Source organism: Gottschalkia purinilytica (assembly GCF_001190785.1).
GTDB lineage: Bacteria > Bacillota > Clostridia > Tissierellales > Gottschalkiaceae > Gottschalkia_A > Gottschalkia_A purinilytica.
Window position 1 is genome coordinate 1 of the sequence record NZ_LGSS01000016.1, and the last position, 19644, is coordinate 19644.

Here is a 19644-nt window from a genome sequence, read left to right on the forward strand (position 1 = left end):
TACCAGCATTGGCACTTGGAGTTGATCCAGCTGATCCAGATATTATGAAGAGAAAACCTAGAGATCCAAGCAAAAGTATGTTTGCAGGTGATTTAGGATTTATGATTATAGTTCAAGGTATTATGATAGGATTACTTACATTAATATCGTTCCAAATAGGAGTTAGAACTAGCCTAATGCATGGTAGAACTATGGCGTTTATTACGCTTTGTTTTTCTCAATTAGTACATGCACTTAATGTAAGATCCATAGATAAATCTATATTTGATATAGGATTATTTAAAAATAAACACTTAATATTGGCAAATATAACTTCTGTATTATTAGTATTAGGTGTAATATTTATAACAAAATTGAGAGAAATATTTAAGCTTGTTAAACTAGATGCACCTCACTTTATAATAGTGATTTTAATTTCCTTTATACCACTTCTTATAGTAGAAATATCTAAATTGTGTAAAAAGTAAAAAAGACTTCTTTCTGTAATATTTATGATATTACAGAAAGAAGTCTTTTATTTATTCGACTTATAAACTAAAGATGGAAATTATTCATGGCCACTTTTATCGTCAATTAATAAGTCTACAACTTTTTTATAAATTTCCTGCGGATTTTCTCTCCAATTATTGCATATAAGTTGTGCTTGTTTATTTGAAACTACATTTAAAGATAAGTTAAAAAGAATTATATCTTTTTCAATTACTTTTAAATTAACTATGTATTCAGAGTCATTTTTTTTGTAAGAATTACCAATAATTTGAGTATCTTTTATCATCTCTTGTTTCTTTTTTTCGTATCGTTTATCTATTTCATTTTTTAAAGTTTGAGATATCCTATCGTTGAAGTAATCTAAAGTATCTTTTCCAGCATTTGATAGATGATAATATTCATGCCCATCTTTTGTTGAAAATTCAATAAATTTTGAATTAACAAGTTCACTTAAGAATTGTTGAACCATAAAATAATTCATATAATTATTTTCTAGAACAAACTGGGTGATTTCTGCATTAGTCATTGGAATATCTACTTTATCTAATATATATAGAATAAGTAGTTTGTGTTGAACTAGTTCGTTAGTATTTTCTATGAACACTTTATCACCTTCTTATATTTTATTATACAATTATATCATATAAAAAAAGATAAGTGGTATAATACCACTTATCTTTTTAAACTATTTAGCTTTAACTATTTTCCAGCTAATGATCTTTGAGCTTGTTCTACAAGTCTTTTTGTTATATATCCACCAACGTATCCATTTTGTCTTGAAGTTAAAGTTCCTTTATCTATACTTTCGTAGTTACTTAATCCTAATTCACTAGCGATTTCAGCCTTCATTTGATTTAAAGCTTGACGAGCTTCAGGAACTACTAATCTATTTGATGATCTAGCCATTAATATTCCCTCCAAACTTGAGATTTTTATTTTCAACATCTATTGATGTTGTAATATTAATATAACCTCAAAGAAAAAAGTATATGCTAGAAATTAAATGAATTATCATTACTTTATAGCAAATTTAGATATTATTAGCAAAAATGAAAAATAAACAAATTTTTAAGAAAACACTAAAATATATAACTAATATTGATTTAAAATATAATTACATAACCCTGAAAGACTTTAAAAATTATTAAATAAAGCTATTTAGCATATAAATCAAAATGATTATTAGAAAAATTAAAAATGCAACAATTCATATCTTATGAAAAAACATATATTTTTATTATTGCCATATTTAATTATTCAATAATCTAAATAATATACAATTATTTACAAAAAATATAAGGCACCTTATAATTAGAAACAATTTGATGAATGTTAAATTTAAATAAATTAATAAAAAATATTTTAAATAAAGGAAAAAATAAATATTTATAGAAATAATTATAAACAAGGAGGTGAATATAGGTTTCTTATATTACATACCTTAATATTCAAATTTAAATATGACGTACATCATATCTATTTCTTGCACTTTTAATAATTGACAAAGAAAATTATTAATACAATTTAGTCAGGAATGATCATTATAAACAAATGAAAAAGGTTCTTATAGAGTTTTAAAAATTAATTTTAAAACGAAGAGGGGGATTATTTTGAAAAAGCTAATGTTGAAAAATCTTCAACATGTTATTACTTGTAATGACAACGATGAAATCCTTCAAAATGTGAACATATTAATTGAAGGAAATAAAATCAAGGCTATTTCCAAAGATATTGTCCCAGATAGAGAAACAGAGATAAGAAATTGCTCTAATTTAACAGCCATTCCTGGATTTGTCAATACTCATCATCATTTTTATCAAATACTTTTTAGAGGTATTCCGGAAGTTCAAGATAAGCCATTATACTCATGGTTATCAGACTCATATAAGTTTTGGCAACATTTAAATGAAGAAGCTGTATATTATAGTTCTTTGCTAGCATTTACAGAATTGTTAAGAACAGGATGTACTACTACGGCTGACCATCATTATTTATTTCCTAAAGACATATCAAGTAAACTTATAGATATTCAGTTTGATGCAGCAACCCAAATGGGAATACGCTTTCATGCTACAAGAGGATCGATGTCAGCAGGTAAAAGTAAAGGAGGACTACCTCCAGATATACTTGTTCAAAGTGAAAAAGAAATTATAGAAGATTCTATTAGAGTTATTGATAAATTTAATGATAATAGTGAATTTTCTATGAGAAGGGTTGCATTAGCTCCAAGTTCCCAGATTTCTGTTACTTTAGATCTCATGAAAGAATCTAGAGATTTGGCCAGAAGTAAGGGTGTGATGTTACATACCCATCTTGGAGAGACTTTAGATGAACAAAAATATTGTTTAGAGAAGTATGGAAAAAGACCATTAGAGATTATGGAAGAGATAGGATGGCTAGGAGAAGACGTATGGTTTGCACATGGTATTTGGTTTAACGATGAAGAAATTAAAAAGTTAAGAAATACAGGAATATCTCACTGTCCAACTTGTAATATGAAGTTAGGTAGTGGTATATGTAGAACAAGTGAGCTTTTAGAGTCTGGTGTAAAGCTCAGTATAGCAGTTGATGGTAGTGCAAGTAATGATGGTTCAAATATGTGGGAAGAAGTTAGAAGAGCCTATTTATTAAATAAATTAAAATATGGAAGTAATGGTATGACTGCATATGATATATTAAAAACTGCAACTCGTGGTGGGGCAGAAGTTTTAGGAAGAAAAGATATAGGGTCCTTGGAAACTGGAAAAGCAGCAGATATTGTTCTTATAGATTTAAATGAAGTATCTTATGCAGGAAGCCATGACCCTATAGTATCTATAGTAAATTTAGGGAACAGTAGTATGGTTGATACAACTATTGTAAATGGAAAGGTAGTTGTGAGGAAAGGAAAATTAGTAAAACATGATGAAGATAAAATTAACTTTATGGCTAGGAAGATATCAAAAGAAATGGTGAAGAAAGGTAGGGAAGATACTTAACAAAAAATGATTTAGTGTTATGAAAAATTAATTTAAAAGATTAATAGAAAATAAGTAACAACATTTTCTATTAATCTTTTTTTACTTTGAAATATTTACTATAATAGAATGGTATAAATACTTAGAAAAAGAGGATTTATTATCATAATATTTTATAACAAGTAAAACAATGAATTTTGACTAATATGTTTTATATAATTTTATGGAATTAAACCTTTATGGAGGTAGATATGAATAACTTACAAGAAAAAATTATAAAAAAAGCTAAGAGTATGGGAGTAACTAAGATCGGATTTGCAAACTTATCAGGATATCTTCCAGATGAATTTTCACATTTACAAACAGGAATATCTATTGCTATAAGGCTTTCAGATCAAATTATGAATGATGTTGTGGACATTCCTACTCATACTTATTATCATCATTATAGAACAGTTAATTTTCTTATAGATCAAATAACTTTATCAATAACAATGATGCTTCAAGAAGAGGGATACCTTGCTATGGCAGTTCCAGCATCACAAACAGTTAAAAGCGAAAATGAAAGATTAAAAGGAATATTTCCACATAAAACAGCTGCAACTCAAGGAGGAATTGGGTGGATAGGTAAAAATGCTTGTTTAGTTACTGAAGAATTTGGTCCCAGGGTTAGACTAGGAACTGTTTTAACGAATATGATAGCAGAGTATGATGCTCCAGTAACAGAATCAAAATGTGGAACTTGTAATATATGTATGAAGTTATGTCCTTCTCTAGCAATAAAAGGAGTGAATTGGAATATAAAATTAAAAAGGGAAGATATATATGACGCACATGCATGTAGTACTCATATGAGTCAATATTATAAGGAAATAGGAAGAGGATCAGTTTGTGGAATATGTCTTTCAAGATGTCCAAGGGGGACAAAGGTTATTAAAAAATAAGTTTAAATTAAATACAAATTAAATAAAGCAAAATTCTTAGAATCTTATAATTAATAAGTAGAATTATTACGAAATTCTAAGAATTTTACTATTTATAATTATTAATTTATATTATTTTCTTAGATATATTTACTAATAACGAAGAAAAAGGCAAAAGAATTAGAGTAGAAAATATATTAAATAATGTATGAGCATTGGCTATTTGTCTAGAAGGATTATCTGGAGTTAAATATACTACGATATCGTATAAAAAGTCTATCAAAAAGAAAAATATGATAGCACCTACTAAGTTAAATATTACATGAATAAATGCAACTTGCTTTCCTTCTCTATTAGTTGCCAAGCTACCAACTACAGTATCTACACAAGTTCCAACATTTTGACCTAATATAATAGGGATAGCTGTCTTAACAGAAATTATATTACTAGCTGACATTACTTGAAGTATTGCTATACCTGTTGTACTGCTTTGTATTATTGCAGTTATAAGGATACCTGCAAATATGGATAATACTTTATTATTACTCAATATTGTAATTAAGTTGAAAAATGCTTTACTAGATTTTAAAGGTAATACTGCATTTGAAATTATGTCTAATCCTAAAAAAATTAAGGCTAGGCTTATTAGAAGTTTAATAATAGATCTGTATCTACTTTTCCTTAATATTATAAATATTGGAATTAATATTAGTAGAGGTATTACCGGAGAAATACTAGTTTTAAAAGCTACCAACTGTGAAGTAAATGTAGTTCCGATGTTAGCACCCATAATAATAGGAACTGCGTTATAAATATTGAGAATATTACTATGAACAAGACTCACTACTATTATGGTAGTAGCACTACTACTATGAAGAAGTGCGGTTACGACTATACCAACTATAACTCCAATAAATTTACTTGAAGTGAATTTATTAATTTTAGATTTTAGATTATTAGATATAAAGTTTTTAAAAGTATTGGACATAATCTTTATACCACTTAAGAATAGAGCTAAGCCCAAAATGATTCCTACAATCAATGTTATGTATAAATTACTAGTAAGTTTTAACAAGCTACTTACCCCCTAATAAAACTTTTCTAAATAATTATATGCTTGTGTAAAAAAACAAGTACAAATAATTTAGGAGCAAGTAACTTAAATGATATTTATATATTTTAAATTATATTTTATGTCCTATTTTTTCACCCATTAATACCTTAGTTTCAAAACCTTCAAGTGTATTCTTTATTATATCCTTATCTACAGAAACAGTCCCTTCTTTAAAAAACATAATTACAGTAGAGCCACCAAATTTAAAATAACCTTTTTCATCACCTTTATTTACATATTTATTAGGAGTGTATGTTTGAATTATAGACCCAACACATGTTGCACCTATTTCTATAAAGAGTATTTCTTTAAAATTATCTGAATTTAAAATAGTAAGTTCTCTCTTATTTTGACAATATACATTAACTATATTTTTTAAAGATATTGGATTAACAGAGTAGTAAGAACCACTAATTTTCTTAATACTACTTGGTATACAATTGTCAGGAAAATGGAATCTATGATAATCAGAAGGTGCAAGTCTTACAACCATATAAGTGCCTTTATTATATTTATTAGCTAATTCTTCATCTTGTATAAGTTCTTTTAATGTATATAAAGAACCTTTTACTTGAATCAAGCTATTTATATCAATATTTTCATAAGCTAATATCTTACCATCAGCTGGTGAAGCTAAAACATTATCATCATAATTAATAGGTCTAGATTCTTTTTTTATTTTTCTAGTAAAAAAGTCATTAAAGTTCCTATATTTATTTATATCCTCTATTTCAGCTTCGTTCATATCTATAGCCAAATTTTTTACAAAACTATTTATTTTTCTTTTACTTATACTAAAGTCTTGTACTTTACCATACAAGGTAGAAAATAGTTTTTTCTTTACTAGTAACTCTAATAGCGTCTTTCCAGAATTAGTCTCATGAATCCACTTTAAAGATTTTTCACCCGCTACAGTTTCTTTCTTTTTTTCTCCTGTTTTTCTATCTATATAATAAATTTCCATAATATCAACCTCTATCTTATATTTATTTAATAATTATAAATTTTCATATTTTTTAAGTTCAATATAACCATTTTGAAACTAAATAATTAATACATTTTTATTTATGTTTACATTAATAAAAAAATATAAACTATATTATACAATTATAACTTATATTTTTCTACTTGTTAATTTTAAAGATAAGAGTCATATTTATATAATGAAAATAATATTAATTAAAAGAAAGAGATATATTCTTATTACATTAAGGAGGAAAGAATGAATGAAAATATATGTACTTGCTAAAAAAAGTGTAGTTAAAGTAATTTCAGTTTTTATATTATTAAGTGTATCTATATTATATACAAGCACTATGAGTAATAATACGCTAGATGTATTTTCAAATAAAAAAGAACTTCCAATATATTATGTGGATACACCAGAAAAAAAGATAGCAATAAGTTTTGATGCAGCTTGGGGAACAGAATACACAGAAGATATACTTAATACTTTGGATAAATATAAAGTAAAGACAACTTTTTTTCTAGTAGATTTCTGGGTAAAAAAACATCCAGATGTACTTAAGAAGATAGATAAGAAGGGACATGAAATAGGAAATCACTCAACAAATCATCCTGAAATGTCAAAGTTATCTAAAGAGGAAATTATAAAAGAGATTAAAACAACAGAAGAAAGTATTGAAAAAGTAATTGGAAAAAAGACTACTTTATTTAGACCTCCATTTGGAGACTATAATGATAATCTTATTAATACTTGTAGAGAACTAGGATATCATGTAATTCAGTGGGATGTTGATTCTTTAGATTGGAAAGAAAAAGGTGCACAATCCGTTGTAGACACAGTTACTAGAAATGTTAAAAATGGATCTATAGTTTTATTTCATAACAATGCAAAATACGTATCTGAATATTTACCACTAGTTATAGAAAAGCTACAAGCGGAAGGATATAAAATAGTTCCAATATCGGAACTTATATATAAAGATAATTATGATGTTGATGTTGACGGAAAACAAATAAAGAAACAAACTAAAAAATAAATAAAATTATAAATAAAAGAATCCTTGATATTATGTTAAAAGGATTCTTTTTTAAATTAACTATTTTTTCTTATATAGATTCTTAAAGCTTTAATAAACAAAATTAAGGCATAAATACTTAGTCCAGCTAATGATAAGTAAATTAAAAATATTATAGTAGCAGGAATAAAAGCTATATTAGTTAAGTGCATGTAACAAAACCTCCTTTGTATAAAAAATATAACAAATGTAAAAATATGTATTGTACACAAATAAATTATAACTGAGTCTCATAAAAAAGCAAGAATCCTTTTGTTACAAAGAATCCTTGCCAACATTATTAGTCATTTTTATATATTAAATATATTACAATGATATTATTAATTTATTAATATTATATTTATGATCTACCAAGATTACTTTCTTTATCTATACTTGTCTTTTTTACACTGTCTATAAAAGAATCAGTAACTTTAGTCATATTGTTTTCTCTATCTCTAAAGCTTATCTCCATATCTTGAGCTATTTCTTCTTTAAAACTATCAGAAGAGAATTTGGACTTAGATGAAAACTTATTTCCTTTATTCACTTTTATCACCTCAATAATATTATTTACAGTCAGAATATAAAATATGAATGTAATTTAGTAGAAATATATGAATACTTTGAAATATATACATAAAAAATAATAAATAGTAGAAAATAATTATAGCTTAAAAATTTATATTCTTTAAAAAATAAAAAGGAGAGCTAAATTTATGAATTTTCATGATACTTATGAAGTTAATTCTATTAATAAAGTTGAGTACAGCATAACTAGGGGATTTGACAAAAGTATTACTCAAATGGATAATGATGTAAAAATAATAGGTGTATTAGGTATTAATGGAAAAACAACTACAGCTCATATTATAGAGGAGATATTTACAAATTCAGGATATAGGACAGGGTTGATAAGCTCTCTAGGATTAAAAATTAATGGTAAATATATTTTAAATAAAGAAGAGATAGATACATACTCTACAGTTGATTTAATGGATAAGTTCAAATATAAAAATATAGATATAATAATAATAGAGATTTCTTTTGAAGATATATCTCTTATTAGTGAATATAATATAGAATTTGATATAGTTATAAATACTAACAATTATGAAAAAATTAATTATAACAGTATTATCAAGAAGTATAGAGAAGAGAAGAAAAAACTGTTTGATTCTTTAGCAAAAAATAAAATAGCTATAATAAATCAAGATGATAAAAATTCTGTAAATTTAGTTCAAAGTAATAATAATATTGTAGTAATAACATATGGATTTAATGGAAAGGCTAGTGTAACTGCATCTAGTTTACAGCTTGATAAAGTATCTGATTTTAACTTATGTTTACAAAGAGGTATAACTACAATAAATGGTGTACAGATAGATCCTTTAGAATTTCCTATATCACTAAATTTATTAGGAAGTTATAACATATATAATTGCTTAGCTGCTATAAGTACATGTCTATGTTTTGGTATAGATATTAAAGTTATATCTGAAACCTTAATGAAGATAAAGGGACTAAGTAGAAGATTGAATAAAGTATATGATAAAGATTTTTTAGTAATAGATGCGTTTACAAATAATCCATTATCTTATGATGCTGTTTTTCATACTATACAAAACTTAGACTATAATAACTTAATAGTAATAAATTCTATAGATGAAGACGATGAAAATGAAGTTAGTAGAGATAATATAGAAATAATATCTGAATGGATTGATATACTAAAAGCTAATGACATAATACTATCATTAGGAACTGATGTTACAGAAAAAAAAGATAAATGTCTAAATAAATTAATTTTAGATTATGAAAAAAAATTTAAAGAAAATAATATAAAATATAGTGTATATGATAGATTAGAAGATTCTATAAATAATGCATTAAAAATATGTAAAAAAAATGATATAGTTCTTCTATTAGGAGCAGAGGGAATGAATAAAGGAGAAAATATTTTATTAAAGGCTATATATAATAAACAAAAACTTTCTTTTTTAAAAAGCTAGGTCAAAAGACTAGCTTTTTACTTATTCTTAATAATATTTTACAAAAGAGAAGGATTTTTTATATTTGGTGTCAAATACAAATTAAACAGTAATTTAATTTATTTTTTTATTATATATGGCTTGTTAAAGAGTTTTTAAGGGGTATTTTAACAGGTTATAAAGAACTAATACGTTATGTTTTATATATTACTAAGGATAAAAAAAGAAAATGATAAAAAAACAATCATATTATTAATCTGTAGTGAATAAACATAGTTGTAGATTAGTCCAAAAAACATAAGAATAGAAGGGGAGTGGGTCTAAAATGACTGACAAAGTAATTGATACAAATATGGTAACTATTGTGGGGAAAATAGCTAGTGATAAGGAATTTAGTCATGAAATGTATGGAGAAGGGTTTTATTCATTTGATTTAGAAGTTCCTAGATTAAGTAATCATGTAGATATTCTACCAGTTACAATATCAGAAAGATTACTAGTGGATGTGAACTTGAAGCTGGGGGAATATTTAGTAGTAGAGGGACAATTAAGATCTTACAATAGATACGTAAATGGAAATAATAGATTAGTTTTAACGATATTTGCCAGAGAAACATACATACCTAAAGATGAAGAAGAATTAAATGAAATACTTAAAAGGCCAAATGAAATATATCTTGATGGATATATCTGCAAAGAACCAGTTTATAGAACAACGCCATTTGGAAGAGAAATAACGGACTTATTAATTGCTGTAAATAGACCGTATAATAAGTCAGACTACATACCATGTATAGCCTGGGGAAGAAATGCTAGATTTTGTGAAAAATTAGAAGTAGGGGATCATATAAAGCTTTGGGGAAGAATTCAAAGTAGAGAATATCAAAAGAAATTGACAGATGGTGAAGTATTAAATAAAGTTGCATTTGAAGTTTCTGTATCAAAGTTAGAATATCTGAAAGATGATAATAATAGAGAAGGAAAAGAATTTGATGATTATAAGGAAAATTCTGAAGATGAAGAAGTACAAGGAGTAGTTATTTAAACAAGACCTATAAAAGGTCTTGTTTTTTGATATAATACATTAAGAGGTGATTTTAATGTATTATAAAGTAATAATATTATTTGTTTTATTTACTATATTAATAAGCATACAATATTCTTTGAATAAAATATTAATAGAACTTAAAGACATAAAGAAATTGCTAAGAAAAGATAGTAATAAAATAAATAGTCAATAGTGTGTAGGTGAAATGCTTATGGATGATTTTTTTGCAGCCATAGATAATATGTATGAGGAGCTAATAGATAACTATGGCTATGTCAACATAGAGGAAATAATGATAAATACTATAATTAAGGTATCTCTTGATAACTTAGGAGAAGCGTTTAATTTTGAGGAAGACGTTTGCATAAAGTTCATAGATAATTATGATTTAAGAGGGTATGAGATAATAAATAATGTTATGAAGAAACATATTGTATCTATAGGGGATTTAATACCTGAAATATATGTGTATATATTAAATAAAAAAGGTAATAAAAAAGAAAAGTATAGCATACATTATACTCCTAAATGGATAGTAGAATATATAACAAACAATGTTCTTAAAAATATAGATATCAAGGATATACAGTCAATGAGAATATTAGAACCATCATGTGGAAGTGGAGTATTCTTAGATTATATGTTTGATTATTTATTTGAAATATATAAGTTAAATACTAATTTCAGTAATAGCGAAATAGTTAAAACAATACTAGAAAAAAACTTATATGGAGTAGATGTAGATAAAGTAGCTATAAAAATATCAAAATTTTTAATGTTTCTAAAAGCATTAAAAAAGACAAAAAAATATTTAGATATTAAATATAATTTATTTAATTGTGATTTTTTTAAAGATAACTATATAAAAAATATGAACTTTGATATTATATTAGGAAATCCTCCATATGTAGAAAATAGAAAGATTAATAAATATTATGATAAAAAAGAATTGAAAAGTAATTTTGTAACAGCAGTTGGAAGATTTGATTTTTATAGTTTATTTATTGAAAAATCAATAAATAAGATAAATGATAATGGAATTATTTCGTTTATTATACCAGGGAGTATTTTATACAATAATAATTTTACACCTATTAGAAAACTAATACTAGATAAAACAAAAATAAAAGAGATCGTAAATTTAGGAGAGCAAATATTTGAAGATGTAGATATGAATATGACTATATTAAGTCTAGAAGAAAGTAAAGATGGTATAAGTAATATAATAAGTTGTAAAGATATATTTGATAATGGAGATAAGCAAAAACATATATTATATAAAAAAGGCAGAAAGATTCCTCAAAGATATTATTACAATACTTTAAATAATGTTTTTGACATAAATTCTTCAGAAACAACATTTAAACTTAGAGAAAAAGTATTCAAAAATAAATATCAGAAACTTAGTGATGTAAGTACTATAGTAGCAGGAATAGCTACAGGAAATGTGAAAAAGAAGCTAGTAAAAAATAAAAAAGAAAATAAAAACTATAAAAGGCTTTTAGAAGGAAAAGATATCTTTTCATATGGCTATAAATGGTCAGGAATGTATTTGGTAAATGATAGATCATTGATAAATAAAGATAAAGGTGAATATGCTACATTTATGAAAAATGATTATATATATAGTGATAAAATACTTATACGTCAAACATCGGATAGATTTATATGTTGTTATGATGATGAAAACTATCATTTGCTAAATACACTATATTCTCTTATAGTCAAAGAAGACTATAAAGATATTATAAATCTAAAATATATACTAGCATTATTGAATTCTAAATTTTATAATTTTCTTTATACAACATTAGTTAGAGAAAAAGGAAAGGTATTCCCACAAGTTAAAATATTTCATATTCAAAATAGTCCTATAATAACTCCTGCCAGAGAAATACAACAGTACTTAGTAAATATGGTAGAACATATAATACTAATAAATAAATATCTAAATTCTAATAGAAACTACTCTAATGAACTAAAATATAAACTCCAAATTAAGATTGAAGAATTAAAAAAAGAAATAGATAAAGTTATATATAGTATATTTGAATTATCTTTTAAAGAGATATTAGAAGTAGAAAGAGTTATGGAGAAGTCAACTTTAGATTACGATATGAATGTCAACAAAACGAAGAACGATATTATAGATTTATTGGATAAATATAAAGATATTATAAAAGTATCCAAAATATTAAAGGTAAATCCAAACAAGCTATATTCCTTTATATTCAGCTACCAAAAAAAGTAAACTACAAAACATCTTAAATATTGACAAAATATATTATATAGAATAGAATAGCTTTAAAAACAGAAATTTTTTGGCGTTGACGTAAAAATACCGAGGGAGTTGAGTACTTAAATGGATGAAAATAAGAAGCGAAAGGTAATAATATCAGAAGATGAAATTACAGAAAAGATAAAAGAAGTCGGCAAAAGGGTATCTCAAGACTACGAAGGAAGAGATATACTTGTAGTTTCTCTTTTGAAAGGTAGCTTTATATTTACAGCTGATTTAGTAAGGCAAATAAATGTTCCTACACAAGTTGAGTTTATGACAACATCTAGTTATGGTCATAATGAAGAAAGTGCAGGAGAAGTGGATATATTAAATGATTTAGATGTAGATGTAAGAGGAAGAGACATACTTATAGTAGATGATATAATGGACACTGGACTTACAATGAAAAAAATTATAGAGCATCTAGAATCTAAAGGTCCAAATTCAGTTAGAACTTGTGTTTTGTTAGATAAGCCTGAAAGAAGAAAAGTAGACATAACACCTTCATATGTAGGATTTACGATACCTGATTTATTTATAGTTGGATATGGATTAAACTATGGTGACTACTATAGAGGAGTTCCATATATATTTAGCTTCCAAGAATAATAAACATTAGGGCTGATAGAATAAACTATCAGCTTATTTTATATTTATTTAGTATGAAAGTGAGATCAGTAGACTAGGGGGACGTCTTATGGAAAAGAGAAAAAAAGTACCTTCTATTATAGAAGCAAACTATATGTATTTTATTTTAGGAATAATGCTATTAACACTAGGTGGGAAAGCACAACAAAATAATATTTATAGTGGAATATTTATAACCGAATATTTAATTATATTGCTTCCTATTATGCTATATCTAGTAGTTAGAAAGTATGATTTAAAGAGTAATCTTAGACTTAATAAAATTACACTTAAGCAATGTTTTATTACTATTTTAATAATGATATTTTCATATCCAGTAGCAATATTTTTTAACTATATAGTAATTGTGATTATGAATATTATAGGTATGGAAATAGCTCCAAGTCCTTTACCAATTTCTAAAACAAGCTCCCAATTTATATTAGGATTTCTAATGTTTGCTCTTTCAGCAGGGATATGCGAAGAGGTAATGTTTAGAGGATTTATAATGAAGTCATATGAAAAATTAGGAAAATGGAAGGCTATAGTTATATCAGGAGTGTTATTTGGAGTATTTCATTTTAATATACAAAATCTTTTTGCTCCAATATTTTTAGGAATACTATTAGGATACATGGTGTACAAAACAAATTCTATATATACGTCAATAATTGGTCACACTATGAATAATAGTATAGCTTTGATACTAACTAAAATTGCTAGTTCTCCAGATATGCCTGCTCAAACTAATATTGATATTAATGGTACGTTTCTAATAATAGGATTATTAGTAATTGGAGCATTTGCATTAGTATCATTTTTAGTAGTATATTCACTTCTAGGAGCTTTGCCAGAAACTAAAAGAGTACTTGAAAATGTAGACTCTATAAATTCATTATCATCTTTTAAATACAATAGTATTGATAGTGATTATTTAGAAGGGAAAATAGAAAAGACGAATACAAGTGATAAATTATTGGCAGCAATACCTATTGTAATTACAATTTTAATCTATATAGGTAGTCATATACTGGTATATATGTATAAATAATATAATGAAAAAAGCACCTTTTAAGGTGCTTTTTTATATATAGCCTTTTTGGATTAAGAGACTCATTTTTGGGGGATAAAGTCTCTTAAAAATTTTAAGAATATATATTAAAGGGGTAGCGGGAAAGTAGTACTTTTTCAACGTTTACTAGTCTAACACTTTGATAAATATAAATCAAGGAAAAATATTTGAAGAAATGTTAACAATTACTAGATTGTATTAAAGAGTTTAAAATCTACAAATTTACATATATAAGTATATTATTTTTCTATATTGACATAATAGAAAAAAGGAGGGATTGATTATGGCAGAAATAAAAAGAAAAAGTAGAAAAGACAAAAGAAAAAAAGTATTAACACCAGATGATATAATGAAGTATGAGATAGCTAAAGAACTAGGATTAGCTGAAAAAATAGAAAAAATGGGATGGGGTGGACTTACAGCTAAGGAAACAGGAAGAATAGGTGGAATAATGACTGTAAGGAAAAAAGCAATGAAAAAACAAGAGGACAAAAAAGAATAAAATTTTTTAGTTTTAAAGAACTATGCTAATATAATAAGATATTTATTATTAAAGTTAATACAAAGATTTATTAAATATTAAAAAATAAAAACTATCAGATATAAAAAGTATAAAAATAAAGTGAAATATATGTATGGTTTCATTGTACTATAAGGTATAATCTAAAGAGCTTCTACTTAATAGGTAAGTTATAATGTTGTAAAAATACTAAGACTAGATGTTATTATTTTTCAAGGTATTTACTTTGCTCAAAATCACTAAAAAGGTTATAATTATAACTATAATGAAAACATTTTATGATAAGTATTCAGATATAGTTATGAAAGATAAGATAGAAAGATATAACCCAAACTGTAGAGATTTTAAAGAAAGAGGATTAACATGAAAACATACAAGGATTTTGCTTTTTTATATGATAGATTGATGGAAGATGTTGATTATAAGATGTGGTTTGAATATATAAAAAGTATATTCAAAAAATATAATAAAAAGCCTGATAAGATACTAGAGATGGCTTGTGGAACAGGAAATTTAACAAAGTATTTATGTGAAGAAATAAGAGATGTTACTTGTTTTGATTTATCAGACGAAATGTTAACTGTAGCTTATGATAAATTACAGTATTATAATAATGTGGATATATTAAAACAGAATATGATAGATTTTAATCTTAATAAAAAGGAATTTGAATCTATAATATGTTGTTGTGATAGTATAAATTATATAACAGATGAAAGTGAGTTATATAAGGTATTTGAAAACACTTATAAACATCTTACTAAAAATGGATTGTTTATATTTGATATAAATTCTTACTATAAGCTTAAATACATAATAGGAGAAAATACTTTTATAGAAGATACTGATGAAGTATTTTATACTTGGGAAAATGAGTTTATAGAGGAAGAAAGTCTTTGTTATTTTTATTTAACGTTTTTTATGAAGGAAAATGAAAAATACATAAGATTTGACGAAACACATATTGAAAAAGCTTACACTGAGAATCAACTGAAAAATATGTTGAAAAAAGTTGGGTTTAGTAAAGTTGATACATATGACGCATTTAATTTTTACAATGTAAGTGAAAAAAGTGAAAGAATCTTCTTCATAGCTTCAAAAAACAGCTAAATACTTATTGACAAGGATAAGAAGATATGATAACATGGTTCATAGAGTAGGTATAGATAATAATCTACTAATTTATTTGTATATGGAGGAATGTTTTAAGATGGTTAAAGGTAAAGTAAAATGGTTTAATGCGACAAAAGGATACGGATTTATTTCAGGAGAAAATGGAGAAGACGTATTCGTACATTACTCAGCTATTGAAAGTGATGGATACAAAACATTAGAAGAAGGACAAGAAGTTGAGTTTGATGTAGTAGAAGGACAAAAAGGACCTCAAGCTACAAACGTTACAAAACTATAATTTGGGATAATACTCTCGAAATTTAATCGAAGTTTATATATATATATAAAGTTTTTTTAAAAAAGAAAATTACCCTTTATAATAGTTTTGAATCAGTTTAATAACCCCGTTAATCGGGGTTTTAAATGTTTTTTGGTTAAAATATTTATTTTGATATAAAATAGATAATGATGATTCTTATTAGTTATATTATTTAGGGAGGGCAATCATGAAAGACTATATAATAAGAGCTATGGATAAAGATGGATATATCAGAGTATTTGTAGCTTCAACAACAAATTTAGTTGAAGAATCTAGGAAAATACACAATACTGCTCCTACGGCTACAGCTGCTTTAGGAAGAACTTTAACAGCTACAGCTATCATGGGAAGTATGCTAAAAAATGATAAAGATGTTGTATCAGTACAAATAAAGGGAAACTCTCTTATAAAGTCAATACTTGCAGTTGGAAACAGCAGAGGAGAAATTAAAGGATATATTTCAAATCCAAGTGTAGACTTGGCTCCAAAGAGAAAAGGTAAGCTAGACGTAGGTGGAGCAATAGGAAATGGGAAGATTGTAGTTATAAAGGATCTAGGGTTAAGAGAACCGTATATAGGACAATCAGATTTAGTTTCAGGAGAAATTGCAGAAGACTTAACTCATTATTTCGCCCATTCAGAACAACAGCCTTCAGCTGTAGCACTAGGAGTATTAGTAGATGTAGATTTAAGTGTAAAAGCTGCTGGTGGATATATAATACAAGTTCTACCAGATATAGAAGAGGAAGCTTTGAGTAAATTGGAGAAAAGGTTAAGCGAGGTAGAGCCAGTATCAACTCTTATAGATAAAGGTTATACTCCTGAAGATATTCTTAATTATGTATGCGAAGGATTCGACATGAAAATTACAGAAAAAAGAGATATACAATTAAAATGTGATTGTTCTTTAGAAAGAATCCAAGGAGCGCTTATAAGTATAGGAGAAGTTGAATTAGCAAAAATAATAGAAGAAGATGAAAAAGCAGAGGTAGTTTGTCACTTCTGTAATCATAAATATCAATTTAACAAACAAGAGCTTATAGATATACTAGAACAAGCTAAGAGCTAATTCAAATTAGCAAAGTCCTAAAAAAATAAATTTTTTAGGACTTTGTTTTATTGAGTTAAATTATAATTTTTTATAATATTTTCAAATAACTAACATATAATTAAAATAAATAAATTAAATGTTCATGAAAGTAAAAGTTAAAATAAATAATCTCTTATTACAAAATAAAAAAATATAAAAAATATGCTAAAATATGTTGACTTTATATTAGAATTATAGTATACTAAAATTCGTTGCTAGAGAAAAACTTGAGATGAAAAATAAGCCCAAATAGCTCAGTCGGTAGAGCAGGGGACTGAAAATCCCCGTGTCGGTGGTTCGATTCCGCCTTTGGGCACCATATATGCGGAAGTGGCTCAGTGGTAGAGCATCGCCTTGCCAAGGCGAGGGTCGCGAGTTCGAATCTCGTCTTCCGCTCCAATAAAAAAATATGGCGGCATAGCCAAGCGGTAAGGCAGAGGTCTGCAAAACCTTTATTCCCCAGTTCAAATCTGGGTGCCGCCTCCATTTAAAACCTTAAAGAGTAAGTGCCTTTAAGGTTTTTTTATTTGTTATTGATTTATCAATAACAAATAAATTGATAAAAGTGATATAGATCAATATATAAATATCAGTTCTTTGATTTTATTTATATCAATATAATAAGTCTATCCTATGATTAATAAGTCTAAAGTTTGCTTTTCAAACGAGTATGAAAAAGATATATAATCTATGGATATACATAAATTATTTTGAGCTATACTAGTCTAAAACACTAAAAGGAAGTGAATAAAGTGAAAAACTCATTTAAAGACATTATTACTGTCGGACTAGCATTATTTGCCATGTTTTTTGGTGCCGGAAATCTTATGTTTCCACCTTCCTTGGGATATATGGCAGGAAAATCTTGGGTTCCTGCTATGATCGGATTTATAATTACTGGTGCAGGTATGTCATTATTAGGAATTATAGCTACTTCAAAAGCAGGAGGATCTATTGAAAATGTAGGAAAAGAAGTAGGTGCAAAATTTAGTAGATTTTTTTCAGTATTAATAATGCTGTGTGTAGGACCTTTACTTGCAATTCCAAGAACAGGAGCTACTACTTTTGAAATGGGAGTATTACCATTTATGACATCACCAGGAAAAGAAGCTGCCATCATAACATCTATAGTATTTTTTGGACTTACTGTATATTTTACTATTACACCTTCAAAAGTTATAGATAGGGTAGGAAAAGTTCTTACACCTGTACTTATGATATCATTACTTATAATTATAGTTAAAGGAATAGTACTTCCTATTGGAAAACCTATTTCAACAAATATTAAACTGCCTTTTTCAGAAGGATTTGCAGCAGGATATCAAACAATGGATGCACTTGCATCTATGGTATTTGCAGGAATTATTATTGGATACTTTGTTCAAAAAGGATACAATGATACAAAAAGTCAGATATCTTTAACTATCAAGGCAGGAATTATATCTATGATGGGATTCATAATTATATATGGAGGTCTTACTTATCTTGGAGCTACTTCAAGTTCAGTCTTCAGTAGTGGTTCAGATCAAACTGTACTTACAATGAATATTGTTAAAAGTCTACTTGGAAATATAGGTCAAACATTGTTATCAATTACAGTATCTCTAGCATGTCTCACAACTTCAATAGGACTTACAGCAACATGTGGAGACTTTTTTAGTAGGATTTTAAATGGTAAAGTAGGATATAAGGCAATAATTATAATAATTTCAGTATATAGTGGCTTAATGTCAATAATTGGAGTAGATAATATAGTGAAAATATCTAATCCTATACTAAAATTGATTTACCCAATTGCAATTATTCTTATGATTCTTAATGTAGTGGATGAACATATAAAGAATAAGAATATCTATAAAGGTGCAGTATTAGGAGCTTTTTTAATAAGTTTATTTAATACTTTAGATTCTATAGGTATGAGTTTAAAACCAATAAACAATCTAATAGCTAAAATTCCATTTGCTTCATTAGGATTTGCATGGGTTATACCAGCAATTATAGGGGGATTAATAGCCAAGTTATTTACACATCAATACAATAAACAAGAATTAAATAGTAATTAATAATAAAAACTCCTTT

Annotated in this window: 21 protein-coding genes and 3 tRNA genes; 18 read left to right on the plus strand and 6 right to left on the minus strand. The window is 26.2% G+C overall.

Features of this window, described 5'->3' with window-relative positions:
* Positions 1–467 (plus strand): cation transporting ATPase C-terminal domain-containing protein (locus CLPU_RS13320; protein WP_200898594.1); only part of this gene is annotated, 467 nt, incomplete at its 5' end.
* Between the two features lie 80 nt (positions 468–547).
* Here CLPU_RS13320 and CLPU_RS13325 read toward each other — a convergent pair.
* Positions 548–1093, minus strand: a complete 546-nt coding sequence (locus tag CLPU_RS13325; RefSeq protein WP_050356167.1) for a DUF4364 family protein — start codon at positions 1091–1093, stop codon at positions 548–550.
* A gap of 95 nt (positions 1094–1188) precedes the next feature.
* Positions 1189–1395 (minus strand): alpha/beta-type small acid-soluble spore protein, encoded by a 207-nt coding sequence (locus tag CLPU_RS13330; RefSeq protein WP_050356168.1) that lies wholly within the window; start codon positions 1393–1395, stop codon positions 1189–1191.
* Positions 1396–2099: 704 nt separating this feature from the next.
* Here CLPU_RS13330 and CLPU_RS13335 point away from each other — a divergent pair.
* Together CLPU_RS13335 and CLPU_RS13340 are read left to right on the plus strand one after the other, a co-directional pair.
* The gene (locus CLPU_RS13335; protein ID WP_050356169.1) at positions 2100–3467 is read left to right on the plus strand and encodes an 8-oxoguanine deaminase; all 1368 of its coding nucleotides are present in this window, start codon (positions 2100–2102) and stop codon (positions 3465–3467) included.
* A gap of 230 nt (positions 3468–3697) precedes the next feature.
* Positions 3698–4390: a 4Fe-4S double cluster binding domain-containing protein gene (locus CLPU_RS13340; protein ID WP_050356170.1), complete on the plus strand. Its 693-nt coding sequence runs from the start codon at positions 3698–3700 to the stop codon at positions 4388–4390.
* A 106-nt stretch (positions 4391–4496) separates the two neighbouring features.
* Here CLPU_RS13340 and CLPU_RS13345 read toward each other — a convergent pair whose 3' ends face one another.
* Positions 4497–5444, minus strand: coding sequence for a Na/Pi cotransporter family protein (locus CLPU_RS13345; RefSeq protein ID WP_050356171.1), 948 nt, complete (start codon positions 5442–5444; stop codon positions 4497–4499).
* A 109-nt stretch (positions 5445–5553) separates the two neighbouring features.
* Positions 5554–6447, minus strand: a complete 894-nt coding sequence (locus CLPU_RS13350) for a phosphatidylserine decarboxylase (RefSeq protein ID WP_050356172.1) — start codon at positions 6445–6447, stop codon at positions 5554–5556.
* Between the two features lie 262 nt (positions 6448–6709).
* Here CLPU_RS13350 and pdaB point away from each other — a divergent pair, with 262 nt between their 5' ends.
* Positions 6710–7486 (plus strand): polysaccharide deacetylase family sporulation protein PdaB, encoded by a 777-nt coding sequence (gene pdaB / locus CLPU_RS13355; RefSeq protein ID WP_050356173.1) that lies wholly within the window; start codon positions 6710–6712, stop codon positions 7484–7486.
* A gap of 56 nt (positions 7487–7542) precedes the next feature.
* Here the strand turns inward: pdaB and CLPU_RS18075 are convergent, their stop codons facing one another.
* Positions 7543–7677 (minus strand): hypothetical protein, encoded by a 135-nt coding sequence (locus tag CLPU_RS18075; RefSeq protein ID WP_268760478.1) that lies wholly within the window; start codon positions 7675–7677, stop codon positions 7543–7545.
* Positions 7678–7865: 188 nt separating this feature from the next.
* Complete coding sequence (locus CLPU_RS13360) at positions 7866–8054, minus strand: hypothetical protein (RefSeq protein ID WP_050356174.1); 189 nt, start codon at positions 8052–8054, stop codon at positions 7866–7868.
* Positions 8055–8223: 169 nt separating this feature from the next.
* On the opposite strand from CLPU_RS13360, the gene CLPU_RS13365 reads away from it, so the two are divergent.
* The 14 genes from CLPU_RS13365 (at position 8224) to brnQ (ending at position 19628) form a co-directional block, all read left to right on the plus strand.
* On the plus strand, positions 8224–9516 hold the full coding sequence (locus CLPU_RS13365; protein ID WP_050356175.1) for a Mur ligase family protein: 1293 nt from the start codon (positions 8224–8226) through the stop codon (positions 9514–9516).
* 304 nt (positions 9517–9820) lie between these two features.
* Complete coding sequence (locus CLPU_RS13370) at positions 9821–10540, plus strand: single-stranded DNA-binding protein (protein WP_050356176.1); 720 nt, start codon at positions 9821–9823, stop codon at positions 10538–10540.
* Positions 10541–10595: 55 nt separating this feature from the next.
* Positions 10596–10736, plus strand: coding sequence for a hypothetical protein (locus CLPU_RS17540; protein ID WP_164492061.1), 141 nt, complete (start codon positions 10596–10598; stop codon positions 10734–10736).
* Between the two features lie 18 nt (positions 10737–10754).
* Positions 10755–12794, plus strand: a complete 2040-nt coding sequence (locus CLPU_RS13375; RefSeq protein ID WP_050356177.1) for an N-6 DNA methylase family protein — start codon at positions 10755–10757, stop codon at positions 12792–12794.
* Between the two features lie 111 nt (positions 12795–12905).
* A complete protein-coding gene (gene hpt / locus CLPU_RS13380; protein ID WP_050356178.1) occupies positions 12906–13433 on the plus strand; it encodes a hypoxanthine phosphoribosyltransferase in 528 nt (175 codons plus the stop codon).
* 88 nt (positions 13434–13521) lie between these two features.
* Positions 13522–14502: a type II CAAX endopeptidase family protein gene (locus CLPU_RS13385; protein WP_050356179.1), complete on the plus strand. Its 981-nt coding sequence runs from the start codon at positions 13522–13524 to the stop codon at positions 14500–14502.
* Positions 14503–14806: 304 nt separating this feature from the next.
* Positions 14807–15025: an alpha/beta-type small acid-soluble spore protein gene (locus CLPU_RS13390; RefSeq protein WP_050356180.1), complete on the plus strand. Its 219-nt coding sequence runs from the start codon at positions 14807–14809 to the stop codon at positions 15023–15025.
* 381 nt (positions 15026–15406) lie between these two features.
* Positions 15407–16153: a class I SAM-dependent DNA methyltransferase gene (locus CLPU_RS13395; RefSeq protein WP_050356181.1), complete on the plus strand. Its 747-nt coding sequence runs from the start codon at positions 15407–15409 to the stop codon at positions 16151–16153.
* Positions 16154–16253: 100 nt separating this feature from the next.
* Positions 16254–16454 carry a cold-shock protein gene (locus CLPU_RS13400; protein ID WP_050356182.1) on the plus strand — a complete coding sequence of 67 codons (201 nt, stop codon included), beginning with the start codon at positions 16254–16256 and terminating at the stop codon, positions 16452–16454.
* 208 nt (positions 16455–16662) lie between these two features.
* Complete coding sequence (hslO, locus tag CLPU_RS13405) at positions 16663–17544, plus strand: Hsp33 family molecular chaperone HslO (protein WP_050356183.1); 882 nt, start codon at positions 16663–16665, stop codon at positions 17542–17544.
* 264 nt (positions 17545–17808) lie between these two features.
* A tRNA-Phe gene (locus tag CLPU_RS13410) sits at positions 17809–17884 on the plus strand.
* Positions 17885–17889: 5 nt separating this feature from the next.
* Positions 17890–17964: transfer RNA gene (locus CLPU_RS13415), tRNA-Gly, on the plus strand.
* A gap of 12 nt (positions 17965–17976) precedes the next feature.
* A tRNA-Cys gene (locus CLPU_RS13420) sits at positions 17977–18051 on the plus strand.
* A gap of 266 nt (positions 18052–18317) precedes the next feature.
* Positions 18318–19628: a branched-chain amino acid transport system II carrier protein gene (brnQ, locus tag CLPU_RS13425; RefSeq protein WP_050356184.1), complete on the plus strand. Its 1311-nt coding sequence runs from the start codon at positions 18318–18320 to the stop codon at positions 19626–19628.
* The last annotated feature ends 16 nt before the right edge of the window (positions 19629–19644 follow it).